This is a genomic window from Nitrospirillum amazonense (assembly GCF_029594735.1).
Lineage (GTDB): Bacteria > Pseudomonadota > Alphaproteobacteria > Azospirillales > Azospirillaceae > Nitrospirillum > Nitrospirillum amazonense.
This window is the reverse complement of record NZ_JARPAF010000019.1, coordinates 89,326-108,568: the sequence shown is the minus strand read 5'-3', so window position 1 is coordinate 108,568 and position 19,243 is coordinate 89,326. Positions and strand designations below refer to the sequence as shown.

At 60.5% G+C, this 19,243-nt stretch carries 26 protein-coding genes; 8 read left to right on the top strand and 18 right to left on the bottom strand.

Features of this window, described 5'->3' with window-relative positions; genetic code table 11:
- Positions 1-91: 91 nt before the first annotated feature.
- The 12 genes from P5F91_RS29680 to P5F91_RS29625 all read right to left on the bottom strand — a co-directional run bounded on the left by P5F91_RS29680 (position 92) and on the right by P5F91_RS29625 (position 6,052).
- Positions 92-319, bottom strand: coding sequence for a hypothetical protein (locus tag P5F91_RS29680; RefSeq protein WP_277909131.1), 228 nt, complete (start codon positions 317-319; stop codon positions 92-94).
- Between the two features lie 222 nt (positions 320-541).
- Complete coding sequence (locus P5F91_RS29675; protein ID WP_277909130.1) at positions 542-1,189, bottom strand: hypothetical protein; 648 nt, start codon at positions 1,187-1,189, stop codon at positions 542-544.
- A 97-nt stretch (positions 1,190-1,286) separates the two neighbouring features.
- Positions 1,287-1,484: a hypothetical protein gene (locus tag P5F91_RS29670; protein ID WP_277909129.1), complete on the bottom strand. Its 198-nt coding sequence runs from the start codon at positions 1,482-1,484 to the stop codon at positions 1,287-1,289.
- A 269-nt stretch (positions 1,485-1,753) separates the two neighbouring features.
- Positions 1,754-1,969 (bottom strand): hypothetical protein, encoded by a 216-nt coding sequence (locus P5F91_RS29665; RefSeq protein ID WP_277909128.1) that lies wholly within the window; start codon positions 1,967-1,969, stop codon positions 1,754-1,756.
- Between the two features lie 297 nt (positions 1,970-2,266).
- Complete coding sequence (locus P5F91_RS29660) at positions 2,267-2,596, bottom strand: hypothetical protein (RefSeq protein WP_277909127.1); 330 nt, start codon at positions 2,594-2,596, stop codon at positions 2,267-2,269.
- 29 nt (positions 2,597-2,625) lie between these two features.
- Positions 2,626-3,153 carry a hypothetical protein gene (locus P5F91_RS29655; protein WP_277909126.1) on the bottom strand — a complete coding sequence of 176 codons (528 nt, stop codon included), beginning with the start codon at positions 3,151-3,153 and terminating at the stop codon, positions 2,626-2,628.
- 930 nt (positions 3,154-4,083) lie between these two features.
- Positions 4,084-4,323: a hypothetical protein gene (locus tag P5F91_RS29650; RefSeq protein WP_277909125.1), complete on the bottom strand. Its 240-nt coding sequence runs from the start codon at positions 4,321-4,323 to the stop codon at positions 4,084-4,086.
- A gap of 241 nt (positions 4,324-4,564) precedes the next feature.
- Entirely contained in the window at positions 4,565-4,816 is a 252-nt protein-coding gene (locus P5F91_RS29645) for a hypothetical protein (protein ID WP_277909124.1), read from the bottom strand.
- 22 nt (positions 4,817-4,838) lie between these two features.
- A complete protein-coding gene (locus tag P5F91_RS29640; RefSeq protein WP_277909123.1) occupies positions 4,839-5,081 on the bottom strand; it encodes a hypothetical protein in 243 nt (80 codons plus the stop codon).
- A 27-nt stretch (positions 5,082-5,108) separates the two neighbouring features.
- Positions 5,109-5,588 carry a hypothetical protein gene (locus tag P5F91_RS29635; protein ID WP_277909122.1) on the bottom strand — a complete coding sequence of 160 codons (480 nt, stop codon included), beginning with the start codon at positions 5,586-5,588 and terminating at the stop codon, positions 5,109-5,111.
- A gap of 25 nt (positions 5,589-5,613) precedes the next feature.
- Positions 5,614-5,850, bottom strand: coding sequence for a hypothetical protein (locus tag P5F91_RS29630; protein ID WP_277909121.1), 237 nt, complete (start codon positions 5,848-5,850; stop codon positions 5,614-5,616).
- Positions 5,851-5,869: 19 nt separating this feature from the next.
- Complete coding sequence (locus P5F91_RS29625) at positions 5,870-6,052, bottom strand: hypothetical protein (RefSeq protein ID WP_277909120.1); 183 nt, start codon at positions 6,050-6,052, stop codon at positions 5,870-5,872.
- Between the two features lie 135 nt (positions 6,053-6,187).
- Here P5F91_RS29625 and P5F91_RS29620 point away from each other — a divergent pair, with 135 nt between their 5' ends.
- From P5F91_RS29620 to P5F91_RS29590, 8 genes are all read left to right on the top strand, one after another.
- A complete protein-coding gene (locus P5F91_RS29620; protein ID WP_277909133.1) occupies positions 6,188-6,838 on the top strand; it encodes a recombinase family protein in 651 nt (216 codons plus the stop codon).
- A gap of 174 nt (positions 6,839-7,012) precedes the next feature.
- Entirely contained in the window at positions 7,013-7,342 is a 330-nt protein-coding gene (locus tag P5F91_RS29615) for a hypothetical protein (RefSeq protein WP_277909119.1), read from the top strand.
- Between the two features lie 1,071 nt (positions 7,343-8,413).
- A complete protein-coding gene (locus tag P5F91_RS29610) occupies positions 8,414-8,758 on the top strand; it encodes a hypothetical protein (RefSeq protein WP_277909118.1) in 345 nt (114 codons plus the stop codon).
- A gap of 769 nt (positions 8,759-9,527) precedes the next feature.
- Positions 9,528-9,755 (top strand): hypothetical protein, encoded by a 228-nt coding sequence (locus tag P5F91_RS29605; protein ID WP_277909117.1) that lies wholly within the window; start codon positions 9,528-9,530, stop codon positions 9,753-9,755.
- Between the two features lie 26 nt (positions 9,756-9,781).
- On the top strand, positions 9,782-10,258 hold the full coding sequence (locus tag P5F91_RS29975; RefSeq protein ID WP_422394509.1) for a hypothetical protein: 477 nt from the start codon (positions 9,782-9,784) through the stop codon (positions 10,256-10,258).
- Between the two features lie 12 nt (positions 10,259-10,270).
- Positions 10,271-10,531 carry a hypothetical protein gene (locus P5F91_RS29600; protein ID WP_277909116.1) on the top strand — a complete coding sequence of 87 codons (261 nt, stop codon included), beginning with the start codon at positions 10,271-10,273 and terminating at the stop codon, positions 10,529-10,531.
- Between the two features lie 29 nt (positions 10,532-10,560).
- Positions 10,561-11,172, top strand: a complete 612-nt coding sequence (locus tag P5F91_RS29595) for an SOS response-associated peptidase (protein ID WP_277909115.1) — start codon at positions 10,561-10,563, stop codon at positions 11,170-11,172.
- A 1,492-nt stretch (positions 11,173-12,664) separates the two neighbouring features.
- Complete coding sequence (locus P5F91_RS29590; RefSeq protein ID WP_277909114.1) at positions 12,665-12,847, top strand: hypothetical protein; 183 nt, start codon at positions 12,665-12,667, stop codon at positions 12,845-12,847.
- A gap of 611 nt (positions 12,848-13,458) precedes the next feature.
- Here the strand turns inward: P5F91_RS29590 and P5F91_RS29585 are convergent.
- The 6 genes from P5F91_RS29585 to P5F91_RS29560 all read right to left on the bottom strand — a co-directional run bounded on the left by P5F91_RS29585 (position 13,459) and on the right by P5F91_RS29560 (position 18,868).
- A complete protein-coding gene (locus P5F91_RS29585; protein WP_277909113.1) occupies positions 13,459-13,875 on the bottom strand; it encodes a hypothetical protein in 417 nt (138 codons plus the stop codon).
- 13 nt (positions 13,876-13,888) lie between these two features.
- A complete protein-coding gene (locus P5F91_RS29580) occupies positions 13,889-15,178 on the bottom strand; it encodes an Eco57I restriction-modification methylase domain-containing protein (protein WP_277909112.1) in 1,290 nt (429 codons plus the stop codon).
- Positions 15,179-15,346: 168 nt separating this feature from the next.
- A complete protein-coding gene (locus P5F91_RS29575; protein WP_277909111.1) occupies positions 15,347-16,162 on the bottom strand; it encodes a hypothetical protein in 816 nt (271 codons plus the stop codon).
- Between the two features lie 10 nt (positions 16,163-16,172).
- A complete protein-coding gene (locus P5F91_RS29570; RefSeq protein WP_277909110.1) occupies positions 16,173-16,493 on the bottom strand; it encodes a hypothetical protein in 321 nt (106 codons plus the stop codon).
- Positions 16,490-17,968 carry a DNA cytosine methyltransferase gene (locus P5F91_RS29565; protein ID WP_277909109.1) on the bottom strand — a complete coding sequence of 493 codons (1,479 nt, stop codon included), beginning with the start codon at positions 17,966-17,968 and terminating at the stop codon, positions 16,490-16,492. Before P5F91_RS29565 ends, P5F91_RS29570 begins: the two co-directional genes overlap by 4 nt.
- 42 nt (positions 17,969-18,010) lie before the next feature.
- Entirely contained in the window at positions 18,011-18,868 is an 858-nt protein-coding gene (locus P5F91_RS29560) for an LPD29 domain-containing protein (RefSeq protein ID WP_277909108.1), read from the bottom strand.
- Between the last annotated feature and the right edge of the window lie 375 nt (positions 18,869-19,243).

The window sequence follows — 19,243 nt, the reverse complement described above, 5'->3', positions numbered from 1 at the left end:
CGATCAAGCGAACCCGATCAAGCGAACCCGATCAAGCGAACGGGTTGCTTCCTATAAATACTTCTGTCAAGTCCCATTCCCGTATGGTGGCTCAATTGCCAGATCGTAATTCAAACGAGGCGGTCCAGAATAATCCAAGCACGCGGCGAAAAACCAACTGGCTAGGGGTCAATGGAGCTGGCAACTTATTCTGCCTATAAGCAGAGAGTGAGGCCTTTACAGCGGCTTCGGCAGCGGCAAAGCCTGAAATCTTGGGCATGGTGTGGACACGAACAACCAATCCCTTGTGAAAGCGGTACTCTTTTGTGGTGATGACCAAGGTACTCTCCTTTCTGATAAATAGCGGCCGATCGCCCGGTCGCAACGACCTAGACATAAGGAAAGGCGTCGCTTATAGGGCTGGGACATGAGCGCCGGGCGGCAACTAAGCTCCTAGGCAAAGAGCTAATGGTTCTGTACGTTTAAGTGCGCTCTATCGCCATCAATGCGCGGCCAAATGTCGGCGCCTGAAGCGCTTGCACCTGATGTGTCGGACCTGGGTTCAGCTATTCCGTCGAAGACCTAGCTGGGCGATGAAAACCTGAGCAAATGCCCTGCCGTTTAGAAAAAATAAAGTGCCGGATGGGGCCAAGAATGATGGATAAATATTGGCGAATAGCGGGACTTGGGCAGGGTTAAGAAATGCGTAGGTAGCTGCATCGACAGCTTCAGATCGACTGGGAAACAAGGCCCAGAAGGGTTGGCGGTATGATAGCCCGTACTTTAGAACACAAGGCCCATGATGATGGGCAGGTAAATAAGAGCGCGCGACTGATCCAGAGTCCTGATTTACGCAGACAGGCTCAAAATCGGCTGTTGGGAAGGGGGCTGACATAGAGTAATGGAGCCCATCAACTGCGCAGCAGCACGCCTCTGTTGTATCAGGGCCACAAATCCCAACACGAAGTCCATAGTCATGGGCGAATGTTATCAGGTTCTTGTAGGGAAGGAGGCCAGGATCAGCATAAAACTTAAGAGGGACAGCTAAAGAAGCGGAGTATCGAACGTAGGATTCAATAGTATCTTCATCGGCAAGAATCCCATATTCATAAATACGCACGTTGTCCCGAAGCGCTTCAATTGCAATCTGAGGGACCGAGAGGGGATGAATAGCACCGCCGACATGAAGTTTAGTGGCGAAGAAATTCATAGTGCGTCCACCATCAATGAGCTTGTGAATATGCGAATGAGCCCGTCGCCTCAAGGAACAGGTATCAGCACCTGAAGGATCAGGTTCCTTATGACGGCTATTGAAACAGGGCCATCACCGTGAGGCGTTCAGCGATCTCCGCTACAACGGCATTCCAACCGGCGATGTAGCGGGCACGGTAAACGTTGCCCCAGGTATCAGACCGATGACGCACAGAACGTCCCTCGTCGGCACTGATAGTGGCCATCATCACGCCATCTGCATAATTATCGGTGCTGTCGATGCTGTTGGCCACCTTTGGCACCTCTTGTAGTCCTGGTGATCGGGCCGTCTGGGGACGGATTAGTTAGGGCGACGCCTTTTGGAAGTGCGTTGCCGACGCCGCGCTGCAAGAAGCTTCTCTTCGATGGAAGCCATTCCGGCGAATTCGGTGTGGATTGAAGCGTCGGGATACGCACCCTCTTGGATTGTCCGGACATGATCGAATGCGCCAAGGATCACGGTGATATCTTCGTCAGTTAAACTCAGACGCGCCACGACGGCCTCCTTCTGTGGTCCTGCAGGTCATGTGCGGACGGCGTTGTAGGCGTCCATGAGAATGGGCGCGGCGACATAATGATCCAGGAGCATTAAATCGGGTTTCCCCGAGAGCCCGGCCGGCGCCAGACGGGGGATGGCAAGCCCCAGGCGGGCGGCTGCCTCCAATGTTTGCGTGGGCATCAGACCACATGGGAAGGCCTGCGCGAGTGAATGGAGTTCTTTCGGATCCACCTGGGCCATCAGTTGGTCTTTGCGACAGGGCATGGCCGCGCTCCTTCTGCAGTCTCGTTCAGACAGGAACCGGCGCGAAGGCCGGACAGGGTTTCAAGTGGTTCCAGGCCGGCCGTATCCCGCCAGGCTCGTGCCAGTCATCCCAGCCCGACCAGCACCCCTCACAGATCGTCACCTCGCCCTCACCTTCAGTAGCGGGAACAATCCGAAGTTCGGCAGGATCATCGTGGCCGCAGTGCTCCGGGACATTTTCGCGACACACGTCGCAGACATACATGACGCTGGGCATTGTTGGCTCCCTCTGTGTCAGGACTTGGTGATCGTCGCCGGTTTGGAGCCCACTGGAACCAGGGTGAGGGGGTTGCCGCCCTGGGCCCGGATGTCAGCTGCAGCGGTCGCCCGCCGGTCCCCGAAGGACCGCATATCGATGGAAGCCTGAAACAGCGCGTCCGCGACCTGGTGCCGGCCTTCTTGGCGATGCCGGCCCGCTTCCCCTTGCAGGAAGGCGGCGGCGTCCTTGAAGCCGTCGCGATAACCGGCTCCTTTGCCGTCCTCGTATATGTCGTTGACGGCGCGGGTCAGGTGGTCCTGGCTGTCCTTGGTCAGGGGCAGGCCAAAATAGACTGACGTAGTCATGGACGGTGTGCTCCTTCTGTGGTCCTGGATCAGTAGTAGACGGACTGCGGGGGCAGTTCCCGCCGGGTCAGGAATGCGATGGCGGCTTCGGCGTAGTGGCCAATGTGCCGGCGGACATGGAGTGGCAGGACATCGATGTCCGGCCGCGCTTTAGCGATGACTGCCTCCAGTTCGTCGCCGAACGCATGCTTTATGATAGCCAGCTGGCCGTCGATGAACGCCTTGTCGATGCCCCGGGAAACCTTCCACGCCTGGAAAGCCCGATCATCGGCTTCGTCCAGTATCGCCTTCTCGTTGGCGACGTGCTCCCTGAACCTTTGACCCCACCGATTGACCGGTCGTCCCAAACGTCGATCCAGCAGGCGGCGCCCCTGCTGTTCCTTTTCCATGGCGGCCACGATGGCCGGGCCGTCCGTTTCGACGCACCGCAGGATGTACAGGGCGCGGGAGAGGGGATCGAAGTCAGGCCCAGACGGAAGGCAGAGATACGCGGCAATGTCATCGAGGGAGACGATCTTGTCGCCGATCTTGATCGTCTTCGGGATTTTGGCGGACATCGCACCGGCTCCTCTTGTGTTCCTGGTAATCAAGCTGGCTATCAGCCCACCTGTGACAGCATAGCCAACGTCATGGCGATAGGAATGCCGAGTAGGACGAAAAGAACAACAATATCAATAACGTCATCAACCAAAACCCAAAGGCTGCCCATGGTGTTTGTCCTTCCTAGTCATGGGTTGCAGCAGCTGCTGCAACCCTGCCAAGTGGCGAACTGGGACGGGTGTGGAGGGGGTGTGCCGGCGAGGGGAGCAGGGTTGCGCCGAAGGGGGCCTTGGCCCCTACGCGGCGCGGCCCTGGTGCCCTTTTAGGCGGCACGCCAGGAGGTGGGGCCGGAACAGGCCCCAGTCTCCCGGCCCCGGCAGGGGCTGGAAACCCATCAGGCTCTACCTTAACCCGATACCGGCCCATTTGAATCCTGCGCTGGTTAAGACGGCGGTCTCCTTCTGTGCTCAGGTCAGATCAGCGGCGCGCTCGCGCCCTGCGTCCGTCAATTTCAGATCACCACCAAAGCCGGTCACCCAACCGCGCAGCCGCAAGGCGCGCTCAGTTTGGCCGGCGGCGCCGTGCATGGAGCGCCCGTTCAGGTGCCGCCATGGAGGCAGGCCACGATAGAGGTTGACCAAGACGCGAGCCATAGCCTCAGAGCATGGCGCCGGCGCGGGTGGATTGTTGCCACGCGGATCTGCATTCACCACCTGGGTCGCTCCTTCTGTGGTCAGGACGTTGCACGCCCGGTGCCATTGCACCGAGAGCATGGCGCCGTCGGCAGGCGCCCCTGCATCGCCAGCTTGCCAATGTAAGCGAACTGGCCAGCGGTAGCCGTACCGACCCAGCCTTTTCCCTCGCACCGGGGACAGGCATCACCCTGGGTTTCAGCATCGTCACTCTTCATGGCGCGCTCCTCTTGTGGTCCTAGTTGCCGGACGTTGTTACGCGCCATCATGCTCGATGAACTGTGCGGTGGGATCGTCGCCGTCTCCCTCCAGGTAAGCCCAAGGGTGCTGGTCAATTGCCTCTCGAACATGCTCGGGCGTTGTGTTGAAGGTGGCAGCCGCTTCGGCAACCGTAACTGGGCGTTCTTGCATCCAGGCCCAGGTGGAAATGGCGCCGCTGAGGGCTGTCCAAGTCACGCCGGTATCGGCGTCGTCCGGAAGGATGTCTGTGAACAAGGTTATGGTCCTTTCAGAATGAGTGACTTCTGCTTAGGTTCGGGCCCGTGTCTGATCTCCGCAGGGCCGCTCCAGTCCTTTCCCGCCTTGCGGTGATCGGGGCACGCCCAACGGACGATGGTGCCACCAGGCGAGGGGAGCGAATAACCGTTGTGCCCGAAGACGGCCATGCCCGCTTGTTTGCACCAGTGGCAGTAATGGACTTCTGGTGAGTTTCCTATGGCGTCGCCGGGGTATTCCGTCAAAGTTTGCCGGCGTCGCGAAGCGCCGCAAGGGCCCGGGCTTCCATCCAGCCATCGGCGGTCAGTTTGTGCGTTGAGGGGTCCAGCAGCCCGCGCCGTGAGAGCCCATAGACGGTCCCAGTGGCCCCGCCGTGCATCGACCGCCCATGGAGGTGGCCCCAGGGGCGTTCGTCCACATAGGACAGCAGTGCCAGGCGCATCGCGGGTGACAAATCCTTGCGGGTTGGCGGATGATTGCTGCCGGCGGACATGGGCCGTGTTCTCCCTCTATGGTCAGGTTTTTGAGCGTAGCGCTCGCCTAGCGGCTTCTGGATGGAAGATTCCCATTTTCAAATTCTGGTCCATGCGCATGATGTCCCGGCATATCTGGTCGCATTCGGCGGCATAAGCCAGATCATCGGGTGTTGGCTGGTGATCAGAACGTAGGGAGGCCGCGAGCGAGGAACGGTCCTGATAGGCCGCTTGCAGGATGCGGTTCATCAGCGTTCCGCGATCGGTTTCGTATCGATAGGCCATCCTTAGATCCTTCTGTGGCCCTACAGGTTAGGCGGCCTGGTCGGTGCTGGGGCGTTCGGTGAGGCCGCGGACATTGGCAAAGTTGAGCACGTCCAGCATGGCCAGCAGTTGATCCTTCAAGGGGGCCATGGCCTGACGCGCCCCTTCGTCATCGCCGGCATCGGCCAAGTCACGGGCCCGGGCGAAATCGGCGGTGATTCCCTTGAGGCGTGTGACGCCCTGCGCGGCGGCGAAGCGTGCTTTCGTCTTGTCGGTCAAGGAAGGGCTCCCCTGTGGCTGAGCATCCGGCGCCGACTGAGCGGCGGCCGCGTGGATCTCCAGCTTTTGGATCAGTGTGGCCTGGGAACGGGCGCTGAATCTCGTTCCGTCCATCGCGTAACCGCGCCAGCGCATTCCCTCACCACGGCCAAAGTCGTAGATGCGGCCGATGTCCCTGCCGGCCCGCGATGCGAGCCAGCCTGGCATACCGGTGGTGGTGTCCTTGATAGGCAGCAGCGATGCGGCCATGGGTGTTCTCCCTTTGTGGTTCTAGTCAGGCGGCCGCGTTGGCCGGCGAAAGCCGGAAGGCGTCAAACAGGCATTCTCCGGCCGCATCGCGGATTTCCACCTTGTGAGTTCCCAGGTCGTCATGGGTGGTTTCCACAGCCACTGCGTAAGCATCGGAGAGAAGATACCGCGCCTGCTTTTTGGCATTGGGCAAGCCGTTGATTAGGCAGCTGGCAATTTCGAATTCATTTTTGTCCAACAGGACGACGCTGTACTCGGCCATGGTTTAACTTCCCATATGATCAGTGAACGACTTTCACCACATCACTGGCGTAGGCACAGCCCAGCCGGTAGTGACGCACGCGCCGAAGTGCCTGGTCCCGATCATCGGCTTCGACCTGGTAGCCGGGCCCTGGAGGCGCAGGCTGGCCCGCTTTGACGGCCGAAGCCCGCTTAAGGTCGGCGGAAACGAAATACTGCTGCATGGTCACAATCCCGTTCCAGGTTATACAACGTAGGTACTACAATGCCAAAAATCCGATGGGCGCGCAAGCGGAATAGTGATACAACGTCGGTGCCATGAACGATTTTGTCACGTCAAACGAAGGGCATTGAAAGCCGTGAATGATGGGCCGCGCCTGGTTGGGTATGTCCGCGTAAGCACAGAGGAGCAGAGCTATGACCTGCAGGTCGATGCCATTAAGGCGGCTGGCGTAGAGCAAGAATTCATCTTTGCGGATATCGAAAGCGGGCGCGCGTCCTCGCAGAGCCGGGAAGGTCTTCGCATGGCTCTTAAGGCGTGCCGACCGGGCGGCACGTTGCTGGTCTGGAAGCTTGATCGCCTAGGCAGGAACACGGGCGAGCTGATCCGCACCGTTGATAGGCTGCATGAACGAGGCGTCAATTTCCGGAGCCTGACGCAGTCAGAGATCTCGACCGAGGCGCAGTCCACAGCGAGTGGGAAGTTGATTTTCACTCTTTTCGCCGCCTTGGCACAGTTTGAGAGCGACCAGCTTTCGGAACGCACCATGGCTGGCCAGAAGGCCGCCCGCGCAAAGGGTGTGCGGATGGGCCGGAAGACATTTGCGGAGTTATACGTGGATACTGGGCGGGTGGCTGCCTTCCAGCGGCTGCGGCGCGACGGGAAGCTGGTCAAGGAAGCTCTTACTGAACTCGGCATTCCAAAAGCGACTTACATCAAGTGGAAAGTGGCCTTCAACGAAGCGGGGCCAATCGACGACATTGGAGCGGATGATGGCATTAAAAAATGATGGAATTGACCGAGTGTCGTTCATTCGCCTCACACCAGGAGGGACGCCCCTAGAGGAAAGCAAGAACATCCTCCGGGCGCGAGGATATCCCGTCGATAGAGACGATGACCCCATTTATATTGATGACAGCGCCATGAGAAAGCCGTCTCGACGGCGTCCTAGCAGGACCACAAGGTGAAGGAGAAGTTGATGGCGAAGTTAGCTCTGGCTCTGATTAGCCAATGGGGTTGGTTGATCACACTGCTGGTAGTGTTTTGTGCGCTTCCTTGGTTAGGTGCACCCGCTGGCTGGTGGTTCGCTAGCCACGCCTATCCTGAACTGGTGCCGGCAATGAAGATTGAACCATTGGAACACCCTGAAGCCTTCAAGGCGGGCATCTGCGCTACCTTCTCTTTGTTAGGTGGTGCAGCGTGCATGGGCCTGGCAGTTATGGCTATGTTGGTTGGCCTGCGGGTGTGGATTCAGCGAAAAGAAATGGGCCATTGGCCTTGGGCCACAAAGTGAACGACCCAGCGCGGAGGAACCGCGAAATGGATGGAATTGGATGGAGAAACGGATGGATTGGGCGGAGGAACGCGCGCGGGGAGTGGTGGCGCCCTTTCGCGGCCTATTCCTTGCTGACGCAGCGCCCCTGGCTGACGGCCTAGTCAACGCTATCGCTGGTGAACTGCGCGGTACCGCTGAGCGGGTTCAGGGCGGCGCCCTTGCGGCCGCTGAAGAACTGATGGCCCGGCTGCGAGCGCTACCAGGTGCCCGATGACCTTTCCGTCCCACCTTCGGAACAGGGCCCGGCCGGTGATGGTCCTGCTACGCGTGGTTGCCACGGCCGGTGGGCGCGTTCGTCTGGTCTGTGACCGTTGTGGTCATGATCACGGGTGGGTTGCCGATCTCACTGTGACGGAGCGCGGCCGCCAGCCCTGCCCGGCATGCAACCGTAAGACCACAAGGTGAACGATGGCACTGCGGCCTGACCTAGCAAAGCAGTATGGGCGAGCTGGCGGCCCCTTGCCGGAACGTGGGCGCGGCGCCTTCGCGACCTGGTTCTGGAGGGCCTATGATCGCGGCGACACCGGGATCGGTATCGACCGGCCGGCCGCAGGCACATTGGCGGCAGAGGCGTTCAAGGCAGGTCTTCGGCGCCGGCGGGTCCAACCAGGTCTGCCGGTGCCGGGCGCCGATGAAACGGACACAAGGTGAACCTATGGACAGACGTTATTTATCGTCACCGGTGCTATGGCTATTGCCCCTTGCGGTTTGGGCCGTTTGGAATAGAGGAATCGATGAAGGTTGGTGGGGCAGTGAGACGAGCGATCCACTTATTTGGTGTGCGTCGGCCGTATCTCGTGAGGACTGTTCAGCCGCCCGCACAATATTTTCTATGAACCCATCTATTCAGATTGTCGGAGCCGGCTCCCGTGGTTTTCGTGGTGTGGGCGAAATCTACGCCGACAACTTGGTATATCGACTGACTGATTTGCCGACGCATCCAGGGGTTCTGCGCCTAATAAGCGTCGACCGCAAATAGCTCGCGGTGGGCACCCGCCCTCAGCAGACACAAGGTGAAGGGGACTTTACATGCCCGACTTTATAGATTTTGTGGACCAACTGGAAAGCGCCGGCGTTGTGTTCGAGGGACGGGCGACGCTTTTGGATCGGTGCGCCGAGGCCGCCTCATGGCGTGAGGAGTTTGCGTTCTTGGCGGCCCGAGGCCGGAAGGAAGAGGTTCGCTTTATCGGCGGGCATGTCGATACGGAAGTCCTGCGGCGGATCGTGCGTGGCTATGACCTGACGCCGGTACAGGAACACGCGGTGCTTGGGGCTCTGGGCCAGGCCTGGGCCAACGCCAAGCCAGGTCCCTTGTTGCCCTTCCTGGGGCTGGCGGGTGGCGCGCAGGAGCCATCGACAAAGATCACAAGGTGAACGGCACTGGAGACGTAGCCATGGTTAACGCCTGGGTCATAGGAGCGGCACTCGCGACGCTCTGGATTGCAACCGCGAAGGCAAACGATGCGATCACCCATGAGGTGACGCTCCCACTGTCCATTTACCACGCCGGCTACGTTGAATCGCCTATCAGCTGGTGTGCCGTCAGGTCTGAACGATGGGTGGAGGCAGGTTCGATCTGTCATGCCCATCAACAGGATCGCCGCGCGCCGGTGTGTGGATTTGTGGATGCTAAGGGGAGCCACGTGCCCACCGGCGACACCTACTGTTCGGTCCCGATCGGTTGGAAGGGCGTGTGGGCAAATGGGGAAGGCGGTAGCGAGATTGAAGAGTGCCAGGTAACTCCCGGCGGGTGGTGCAAAACATGGATCATCAAGTGGGGCACAAGGTGAACGAGATGCTTGAAACCAAGTCTGAACCTAGTCAGCCCTTTGATCGTTCCGGCGCGGCGGCCGAGGCTGAACGTCGGGCTCGGAGATTTCTGGCCTTTTCCTTGTTCAATACCTTCTTGACCGTTATTTCCCTGGTGCTGGTCATTAGCGGCGCACCAGCGGTCGAGGCGACCACAACCAGCTTTTCGACCCTGGTAATGTTGGTAACGGGATGCTTACCAGCTTCATCCGCTACTCTCGCAGTGTTTGCGGCTATCTGGGCCCAGCGGGCTTGGGCAGTGGGATTATATCTCCGCCTTCCGGCCGATCGTTTCCCAGCAATATGACAGCCAAGGACTGCAAGGTGAATCACCATGTCGACATTAAAAAGTACGAGTTTTATGCCGACCATTAAGGAGCTTGGTGATGGGCGGCCGTACGTCCTCTTCGAGCCCTACGAAAAGACCGGCATCGAGGCATTTGACAGTGGCCAAGTACGCATCGCTCTTGTCCTGCCCGAAGGCGCCACTCAGGCGGATGCGGCTGACTTGCGCGATGCCCTTCGGGTGCCTGGCCTCGCACTCGGCATCATCAGCGGCTGACCACAAGGTGAAGCGAGGCTTTGAAGGTGGCACCGACGCATCGTGATTTGGTTGCGCTGGGGGCGAGGTGGCTGCGGAAACAGGGTTTTCCTGTAGTGGCGACCGAGTTGAGCGCTGCGGGGTGCAGAGAGGTGCCGGACGTTGTTGGCTTCAGGTCGACGTGCACGGCAATCATTGAGGCGAAGGCCAGCAGAGCGGATTTCCTGGCCGACGATCGTAAGCCTGAGCGTTCAGGACGGGCTCCTGGAGTGGGCCTCTACAGGTTCTATTTGTCGCCAGCTGGCGTCGCGCTGCCCGCTGAACTGCCGGCGGGCTGGGGGCTATTGCACGAGGTTGGAGGACGCGTCAGGGAGATTGTTAGACCGACGGGGAATCGGTGGCCACCCGGCGGGGTAGAGGGAGAGTGGCTTGCCTTCCAGCATCCTGTGAACACTGATGCTGAGAGGGCGGTTTTGTTTTCAATAGCGCGCCGCCTAGCGGCCGTCGACCGACGCACAAGGTGAAGGGGACCTTACATGCTGGATTTTGCGGATTTGGTGGATCAACTCGAATGCGCCGGCGTTGTGATCGAGGGACGGGCGACGCTCCTGGATCGGTGTGCCGTGGCCGCAAGCTGGCGTGAGGAATTTGCGGTCTTGGCGGCCCGCGGCCGGAAGGAAGGCGTTTGCTTTGTTAGTCGGCTTGTCGATGCGCAACTCCTTCGGCGGATTGTACGTGGCTATGACCTGGCGCCGGCACAAGAATACGCGGTGCTCGGGTCGGTTGGCGCGATCTGAGCACAAGGTGCAGCGGCCGGGAGACGGGCATGTGCAACCACTACCGCGCGGAAATCCGCAAGCTGGGCCTCGAGGTCCAAGTTTACGGCTATGAGGAGATCAAGGACCTGCCGCGGGACATATTTCCAGACCGCATGGGGCCTGTGATCACCCGGCGGGTTGATGGCACCCTGCAGTGGCAGGCGATGAGGTGGGGGTTTCCTCCGCCCCCCAGCGCCGCCGGCGGAAAGCCAGTCACCAATGTCCGGAACCTCAGCAGTCGCTATTGGCAGACCTGGCTGAAGCCGGAGTCCAGATGTCTGGTTCCGTTCAGCAGCTTCGCGGAATACGACAAGCGGGAGGTGCCCGCCAAAGAGCGATGGTTCGAGGTGCCGGGCGACCGCCCCGCGGCTTTCGCTGGTATCTGGCGGCAATGGGAAGGTGAACGCGGGCCGAAGAAGGGGCCGGTGACGGGGCAGCACTTGCTGTTCAGCTTTCTCACCTGCGAGCCGAACTCGATAGTGGCGCCCATCCACCCCAAGGCAATGCCCGTGGTCTTGGTTGGCGCCGAAGCGCAACGCGCATGGCTTGATGCGCCGGCGACGGCCGTGCCAGCGATCGCAGTACCGCTGCCCGAGGAGGATGTGGTGATGGTGGGTTGAACCGATGGGCTTTTTGTTCAATCTTCGGAACAGAGCCAGGCCGGCGATTAACCTGCAACGCGTGGGGGCGAAGGCCGGCGGGCGCTTACGACTGGACTGTGATTGTTTCGGTCACGAGCACGGGTGGATTTCTTTTTTGACCAGGATGGAACGGGGACGACAGACCAGATTGATCTGCAATCGCGAGATCACAAATTGACGTCGCCCCTTGGCTGTCCGCAGATGGGCCGGAGACCACAGGGTCTGGTCGCAGCTAATGATAACTTCCAATACAGTAATAGAAGTTGGTAGCATAGTCGCTTATGCGGGTGAACAAAGTCCAGGTAATTGCGGTTATTTGGAGGTATATATCCCGGAACATGTACTCTTTATATGGTTTTCTCCGAACAACTTCAACCAAAGCCAGCTAGTGTATCATCTGCGGGCATTTTCTGGGGCGCGACAACAGTGAAATACACTCCATGAGCAGGCGTGAACAAACCAGATGGTTAACAAAAGCAATGCCCATTCTGTACCTAGCCGCACAGCCCAACGCATAGCCGCTGAGCTTCGCCGCTATTTTGGTGCCGATGCGGGCGTGCGCTTGACAGCTACGGAAATAGGCCGCGTGTTGCCAGCCGCTAGCCGTTGGTCGCGGCTGGCGGAGCGCAAGGCGGTGTACATGGTGGTGCAACGCTTTAAGGCGCGGGGTTACATTGTCGAAGTACCAGGTCCACGAGGCGGGGAGGGTTGGGCATTGAGCGACAGGGGGGCCGCTCTGGTCGCGACAGCCTGGGCCCAGCGGTGGATGCGGGCCCCAAAAGCCCCTGCCGCTGGCACGCTTAAATAGGTGGTGGGCCGATGAGTTGGGCGTATCAGTTCCGAATTCGGAATGCCCCCTATCCGGCGCAGCGGCTCCTCGCTCGCCTGGTCAACTGCCGGCGCGGGGACCCTGCTGCACAAGCCCCCGCCGGGGGCGCGGAAGCTGGGCGGCCGGCTGGTTGACCTTGCCCCCGAATAGCATTCCGCTCACCTGCATCCCCCGGATGCAGGTGACTAGCCCGGCGGCAATGAGCCAATATTTTTCCGCTGGTGATTTTATGTGGAGTTCTAAGTGCGCCCACGTCTGGCGATTTAAAACCACTTTGGGAGGAAAGAATAGTGCAGTGGGTTGAGTGCGCTGACGGGGGATGTGGTATGTTGAACCTATTGGCCACTTTCTTCCTATATGTCGAGCTGATCGATGGTGGGCACTCAGTCAGACGGCCCTGAAGGCACGAAGGAAAAGATATGCTTGGGACAATAGCGAGAAATCCTTTTGAGCCGGCGACTGCAATAATTTTAGGTTCGTATGTGTATATCGAAAATACAGGAAATATATTAAGCGATATTATCCTCTTTGTAGCCACGGCGTTCCTTTGTTATCTATTAGTCTTTTCGATCTGCCGTCATTTCGAAGAAATGAACGATATCAGCAAACTAAATCCGAACATCACCAACTCTGGAGCACGTGATGGCGATTGAAGCTACTGCCATGGGGCATAATCCATGGATACCGATTGGTTGCCGGGTGCAGATCATCACCATTCCGCAGGATACTCAAAAGGAACAGTTGGAGTTTATTTGGCCTGACATCACAAAAAGTCATCAAGTCGAATGGTGTTCATCCAGAGATCGTATGGTGACGCCAAAATGAACTTCCCATCTCACCTGCGCAACCGCTCCCGGCCCGTGGAGGTTATGCTTCGCGTAGTGGCCGCGGTAGACCGACGTGTGAGATTGGTATGCGATCGTTGCGGCCATGACCACGGATGGGTTTCAGAGCTGACAATGACCGAACGTACGCGCCAGCCCTGCCCGAACTGTAACCGAGCCCCCGCCCGGTAAGGACAGTTCGAAGATGTAGGTCGAGATAGGCGTCGCGGCCGGGGCTGTCGTGGTTGCTACCCGCGCCCAGCAGATGCACGTCGAGGATGTCCACCGCCGGAGAGGGGATGGAGTTCGGCGCCCGATGGGCTTGCCTTCTGGGCGGGTCAGGATGCATTCGCCACCCAAATCGCGGCGAGCGAGCCAGGCGCATGGCCGAGCGCGGGGGTTCAGAAAATGGATGGAATTGGATGGAAATATGGTTGGCAGGGCTGCCGGGCTTGAATTCCAAACCCCGTCCTGCCAGGCGTTCGTCCCCACCTGGTTCACCGCCGACGGGGTACCGACCACTTGAGCCATCATTGGTCATTGGCCTGCAGGGCGATGACCAACTGGCTCATCGTCTGCCGCGATTTTGGGGGAAGAGCCAGCACCACCCTCTCAATGGCTGAATAGACCGAAGGGATTTGCTCGAAGCAAGAGGCTACCGAGTGCGGCGGAGCCCATGAGGATGGGTAGGTAGGGAGCCAACCGCTCTGTGCGCGGCACGAGCAAATAGGGCGGGGTGGAGTTGATCGCCGTCCTGATGCCGGCGTAGAGGAGAAGGGCGGTCCCGACGGCAGGCCAGGGCTTGTCATTAAATACCAGCACCTTCTGGATGTTTAGAATACCGCCTGTCGCAATTCTCAGAGCCAGCACCGGATGAGAGACGTACAGATACAGTAAGAACAGCCCAGCGGCGGTAAATCCCAGATTTACAAAGACTGGAATAACAGCCTTCCTGCCGGATGGGTAACTATTATTTCGGGGCATAGCACACGCGGTCTTGTACGTCGTTGCCGTTTGCTCGTTGAGCATCGGCAACCTCATCCTATTCGGGTTCTAGAGGCATGGCACGCAGAATTGAGGCGCTGACCTGCACGTAACCGTTCTCAAGACGGGGAGCGGTTTCATACAGGTGCTGCCATGCGGCCGCGCTGCGCAGATGTCGAAGGACTTTCGCCTGGTGCTCCGGCCTTATATCGAGAACCAGGTTGTGGTTCCTCGGTAAGTGGCCCGCGGGTAAGGGCAAGACCCTTACCCTGTTGACGATGCGGGGCATCACCAGGGCAGGGCGCGAGAGCGGCAGTCTGTGTACCCATGGCTCCGGTGGCGCCCATTCGCAGCTTCCCTGGGCCTTGAGGCCTCTCGCCGGCATGAGGTGGCGGGTGGCCCGGAGGTGATCGATGACGGCGGCCGAGGGTGGGTGACCCCGGGCCGTCCTGATGGCAAACAGGGATGGTGGGCCCAAGACGTCGGCGTCACGAGGGATATCGGCGACGGGCACCAGGTTTCCATCAAGAACGCCGGCGGCTTCCGCTGCCGCCCGGGTGAGGCAGAATATGCCATCCGGGCCGAGGTACGGCGCGCAGTGGATGGTTGCGACCTGGCCCAGGGTCAGCCGGGTCTCTGACGGAGGCCTGAACATGCTGTTTGGATCGAGGGCACGGACCTCGGACCCTTCGTTGGCGGCCATGACGATCTGGATCGGGTGTACCCGGGGTGGCGTTCCCTGGCGGCGGACCTTCGGTCTGTAGAACGTGGTTGCGCTGTCCAGGCGTCGGACATGGACGATGGAGAGACGGTCGCCCAGTTGCAGGCGCAGTGGGGCGGCCTGGCTGTTGAACAGCCATCGGTCGGAGGTGATCAGTCCGACCTTGCCGGCGGCGTCCACCAGACGCGATGCCCGGTCCATGAACGCATGAAGCAAGTCGCCTCTGGCGTATCTGGGAAGGTGGGAATAGGCCGCCTTGAAGTGCGGCGGAAGGTTTGCAAAGCGCAGATAAGGGGGATTGCCGGCGATGACTGTGAAGCGGGCATCTGGCAAAGGGTCAGCCAGAAAATCGCCATGGATCACGACACGCGCCGACGCGGTCACAGCAGAGCTTGTCGACCAACCTCGCTGGGCCAGGTGCAGGGCGATGCGCCGGCGTGCGGCTTCGACCGCGGAGGGGTGGATTTCCCAGGCCTCTACGCGCTGGCACAAGCCCTCGACGTCATTGGGCGGGATGTCGATACGTGCCACGGCGGCGGCGATGAACGCACCATCACCGGCGCCGGGGTCCAAGAGCCGGCCGCCACAGGCTGGCCAATTCAGCCGGTCCAGCAGATCGGTGACCACGGGGTCGACGGTGTATAAGGCTGTTGCCGCGTGCAGGGCGTTGACCGCAAGCTCGTAGGGCGAGAGGAAGAGGTCGCCGGCGGTTGGATGGCGAGCCGCTGCAGGCGCCCGGTGGGATGGTGTGGGCGCCGCCGGCGGAAACGTTGATTGGAGTGCTGGGGCCATGGTTCAGGGCAGGTCCTCGCCAGGCAGCCACGGTAGGGGTAAGCCGCTTTCAGTGACTTCTTTCAGGTCGATCACATCGCTGACCGCCTGGCGGAGGGCTTCCTCGCAGTGATCGGCATAATCCAGATGTGGCCCGGCGGGCTCCTGCCGTTCACCGTCAACATCGGGTGTGGGAAAACCGCCCTCCCTGTCCATGGACAACTCCTGGCGGCGCACCACCATTTCGCGCTGGATGGCTGCGATCCCGATGGCGGCTTGCTGCAATGGGTCCAGCTGCTGCCATAGGTCACCGGTCAGGAATACCGGCGCCGCGCTGTTGGCCCGCTTGCTGATGAACTCCTCCAGCTTAAACGGGAGGTGAGTGCTGGTCCGCATGATGGGATTCATCACGAGCAGGTGCTCACCCTGGCTGATACTCAAGGCCAGTTGCCGCAGACGGTGGGCGATCCTGATCAGCCTCAGGGAGGCCTGCTTGTCCTCGCTGGCATTGCGGCCGACGATGGCGGCGCTGCCGGCGTAATGGTTGCCCATGGTTTCCAGCACTTCCGCGATCAGCTGAGAGTCCGCGAAAGAGCCGATATCGCTGTCCCGGGTCGCTTCCTGAATGAGCTGACGCTTCAGGCGGTTGTTGTGCAGGCCGATGACGTAGTCGGCCACGCTCTTGGCCAGGTCGTCGGGCCAGTCGTGGCCTTCGTCCATGACCAGGACCGCGCGTCCTTCGTCATCATCGGTTACAACCACGCCGGGCTGTCCCGGCATGCGGGTCCACCGCTGCTTCAGGATGGCATCCTGGAGCGCTGGGGTTTGATCTTGGCTCATTGGGGAATCCTTACGCCTTGGGGTAACGCCATTTGTAGATGTGGATTACGGCAAGGGCCGCGGCGGGATAGAGGGCGGCCAGGTAGTGCCCAGTCAGGACTTCGTAAAGGCTGATGGCCACGCATATCGCGTCGATCAGTTCCTCGTGGAAGGGCCGGGCTGGGACATCAAGGGTTCGGCCCATGTGGGCCAGGGCGGACCATAGGGGATCGGCGTCAAGCTGCTCCTGGTCGATGTATTCGCGCTTGGACGCCAACTCGTCCTGCCGCTTCTGCAGTGCCCATTCGATGGCGGCTTTACAGGTTTCGAGGGTGGGGAGTGCCCGGCTCATGACTGTAGCTCCCTCGATGCAGGGGGCATGTCCATGTCACTGAACAGGGTGAGCTGGGGGGTAGGGGCGATTACACTTGCATGGCGCTGCAGAGGGCGCGCCCCACCGGTGGCGAAAGCCCGGCGGTCGCCCCGCATCCATTGCCCAAGCCGGCGACCCAGGGACACGAAGGGAGGATAAGCGATCGATTGCCCCAGCAGCTGGTGACCGCGCATGTGGCCGAGGTCAGAGACCATCCTTTCCGGGATCTGCTTTATCCGGGCGTGTTCCCGCACCGTCAGCAGCCGGGAACGGTTGGGATCGGTCGGGTGGCGGAGGTGGGGTTCGGTTCGGCGGTCGCGGCTGTAACCTCTACCGATGGTGCCTATACGGCGCGTCTCGGGGCCGACGAGCTGGAACGAGAAACCGTTGCCGGCCGCCCGTTCTTCATCGGTGGAAGCTACGTGGTGGCCATGGTCTCTCCACCTGACGTTATCGGTGGGGATATCCTCCAGCACGGTGGACAGGGGTTCCGGCGGGATGTTGGGCGCGAGGTCCTCAAGCGAGATTGCGTCGCCGGTGACCGCCACCATGGCGAGCCTTTGCCTATCTTCCACCACCCCCCAGGCCTGGGAGTAGAGGAAGGTTTCTGTAACCTTGTACCCGAGGGTGGTCAGGGTGGTGAGTAAGGCGGCATAGCCGGCGGTGTCCCGATAGAGGTCGACGTTTTCCAGCACCACGGCGGCGGGGTTGAGGGCGGCGACAAAACGCACAAGATGGATGAACGCGGCACCATCCGGGTGGCCTTCGGGATGGCGTAGCAGGGGGTCCAGGGAGCGCTGCTTTGCCCGGCCGGGGCGTGAGGCTGGGCCGCAGGGCAGCCCGGCTGCCAATAGGTCAACGGGGGGGAGTTCGCTGGGGTCCACGAGGGCGATATCGTCCGCCACTGCCATGGTGTCGGTGGTCCAGGCTGGATTGTGGCCCATCGCGTGGTCCAAGGCGTCGCCGTCCACGTCGACGGCGAAGCGGAGCCGGGATGTCACGCCGGCGTCGGCCAGCCCTTGATGCAAGGCCGCGTCCAGGACACCGGCCCCGAAACAGAGACTGCCGACGTCGATCTCTTGGCCGCTCAGCAGCTTTTCCTTCAGCCGCTGGGCTCGTGCGGCTTGTGCGGCATCCGAGGGGTGTATGGTGATGACGATGCGGCCAGGCTCGAACCGCACCCGGATGCGCGTACCGGTGGGGAAGGTTTGCCCGATTTCCGACCCTCTGCTGTCGATGACAGGCGTTCCACCAGGCTTGGCGCTGACGACGCGCCCGCCATTCGGGTGGATGAGGATGACGATGCGGCGGGCGGTTGGATTGGCGTGAAGGTCGAACCGTGCCCCAGGAACGGCACCACTGGCAGCCAGGCTGCGCCCTTGGAGCCAGAGGCGGGCGGCTCCCCGGTTTTGACCGATGGTCAGAGAGCGCAAGTGGAGTGTGGATGGAGTCATGGCGTACTGACCATCTGTCGGGGCTTATTGGCGAGGTCGTCTTTAGACGGAGATCGACGACAGGACGCCGTAGATCAGGGCGCCGAGGTTGGCGCCTTGCCGGAGCGGGTTGACGGCGATGGGGATGCTCCAGGCGGTCCCGTTCCTGACGCTCTCGACGTCGGGGCGTTCGATGCCGGTCAGCATCCCGGCAAACCGGTCCCAGGTGGCGGCGATTCCCTTGGCCAGCACCCCGTCGCTGTAGTTGCGGTTGGTGGTGACGAAGGAGCAGCCGCCGAACGCCGCCATCCACGGGGTTATGGTTGCCTCGGTCTTGGGGGAGCTGATGCTGCCCCCGAAGATGGCCACGCATTCGGTGACCAGGTCCTCAGCCGGACCATCCGTCCATTCGACGGCGACGGAACCGCCCTTGACCTTGTGGACGGTAAACCGGCAGTGGGGCGACAGGTCCTTGACGATGATGCGGATGTTCTTGGCGGCCAGGGTCCCGGACAGAGGGTCGTCACCTTGTTTCAGCAGGTGGAATTCCGGGGATTTCCGAATGGCCTGCACGGCGGCATCGAACTTGCCCTTGTCCTGTTCCTGAGTGAACCAAGTGCTTACGGTCTTCGATTTATCCAAGATTGCCTCCATAGTCGCGGCATCGGCCACGTGACTTGTGATGGTCCACATTGCGGAGCGCATGGCGCCTTCGCCCACGCCCAATAAGCGGTGCCCGCTCTGAAAAACGACGTCGTAGCGGGCGCCACCACCGGTAACGCCGATCCCGTTGCCGATGGGCCGGACAGACTTTGGATCGGGCTTGCCGCGTACCGCGAAGACATAGCCATTCCCCACGCCGCCCAGACAAGACAGTACCTTGGTGCCAACAAAAATGGGGGTTTCTTTGTCGATAAACATATCGCCATATCCCGATGATGACTTTTGTATACTAATACATCAGGCCGTACAGTTCAACACTATTCTTTGGATTCTACTTAGTTATTGCTGCCAAACGGCCATTAATATTGAAAACCGTCAACACTTCAGCATAACTGGAAGCCAATACTTCGATTAACATTGGGGGGCCGCCCGAGCCCCACGAAGGTGGGGTCGGGTGCCGGCACGACGGCCGCTGGGCGGCCGGCGCGGCCCTACACTGGGTGATGGCGACCAGGTGTCCATGAAGGAGGGGATCGGTGACGGCTCGAAGGGCCGGCACGCCTGCTCAAGGGTTCAGCTACCGTGCGGTGGACCGCTGCCAATGCATACGGTGCCGCGGCGATGACGGCGGCC

Bases quoted from the DNA above. Each gene is read 5' to 3' on its own strand.
- P5F91_RS29645 (WP_277909124.1), bottom strand. From the start codon at position 4,816: ATGTCCGCCGGCAGCAATCATCCGCCAACCCGCAAGGATTTGTCACCC.
- P5F91_RS29625 (WP_277909120.1), bottom strand. From the start codon at position 6,052: ATGCAGCAGTATTTCGTTTCCGCCGACCTTAAGCGGGCTTCGGCCGTC.
- P5F91_RS29655 (WP_277909126.1), bottom strand. From the start codon at position 3,153: ATGTCCGCCAAAATCCCGAAGACGATCAAGATCGGCGACAAGATCGTC.
- P5F91_RS29675 (WP_277909130.1), bottom strand. From the start codon at position 1,189: ATGAATTTCTTCGCCACTAAACTTCATGTCGGCGGTGCTATTCATCCC.
- P5F91_RS29610 (WP_277909118.1), top strand. From the start codon at position 8,414: ATGCCCGACTTTATAGATTTTGTGGACCAACTGGAAAGCGCCGGCGTT.
- P5F91_RS29600 (WP_277909116.1), top strand. From the start codon at position 10,271: ATGCTGGATTTTGCGGATTTGGTGGATCAACTCGAATGCGCCGGCGTT.
- P5F91_RS29605 (WP_277909117.1), top strand. From the start codon at position 9,528: ATGTCGACATTAAAAAGTACGAGTTTTATGCCGACCATTAAGGAGCTT.
- P5F91_RS29565 (WP_277909109.1), bottom strand. From the start codon at position 17,968: ATGACTCCATCCACACTCCACTTGCGCTCTCTGACCATCGGTCAAAAC.
- P5F91_RS29560 (WP_277909108.1), bottom strand. From the start codon at position 18,868: ATGTTTATCGACAAAGAAACCCCCATTTTTGTTGGCACCAAGGTACTG.
- P5F91_RS29570 (WP_277909110.1), bottom strand. From the start codon at position 16,493: ATGAGCCGGGCACTCCCCACCCTCGAAACCTGTAAAGCCGCCATCGAA.
- P5F91_RS29660 (WP_277909127.1), bottom strand. From the start codon at position 2,596: ATGACTACGTCAGTCTATTTTGGCCTGCCCCTGACCAAGGACAGCCAG.
- P5F91_RS29585 (WP_277909113.1), bottom strand. From the start codon at position 13,875: ATGCTCAACGAGCAAACGGCAACGACGTACAAGACCGCGTGTGCTATG.
- P5F91_RS29595 (WP_277909115.1), top strand. From the start codon at position 10,561: ATGTGCAACCACTACCGCGCGGAAATCCGCAAGCTGGGCCTCGAGGTC.
- P5F91_RS29635 (WP_277909122.1), bottom strand. From the start codon at position 5,588: ATGGCCGCATCGCTGCTGCCTATCAAGGACACCACCACCGGTATGCCA.
- P5F91_RS29575 (WP_277909111.1), bottom strand. From the start codon at position 16,162: ATGAGCCAAGATCAAACCCCAGCGCTCCAGGATGCCATCCTGAAGCAG.
- P5F91_RS29640 (WP_277909123.1), bottom strand. From the start codon at position 5,081: ATGGCCTATCGATACGAAACCGATCGCGGAACGCTGATGAACCGCATC.
- P5F91_RS29590 (WP_277909114.1), top strand. From the start codon at position 12,665: ATGGCGATTGAAGCTACTGCCATGGGGCATAATCCATGGATACCGATT.
- P5F91_RS29665 (WP_277909128.1), bottom strand. From the start codon at position 1,969: ATGGCCCAGGTGGATCCGAAAGAACTCCATTCACTCGCGCAGGCCTTC.
- P5F91_RS29630 (WP_277909121.1), bottom strand. From the start codon at position 5,850: ATGGCCGAGTACAGCGTCGTCCTGTTGGACAAAAATGAATTCGAAATT.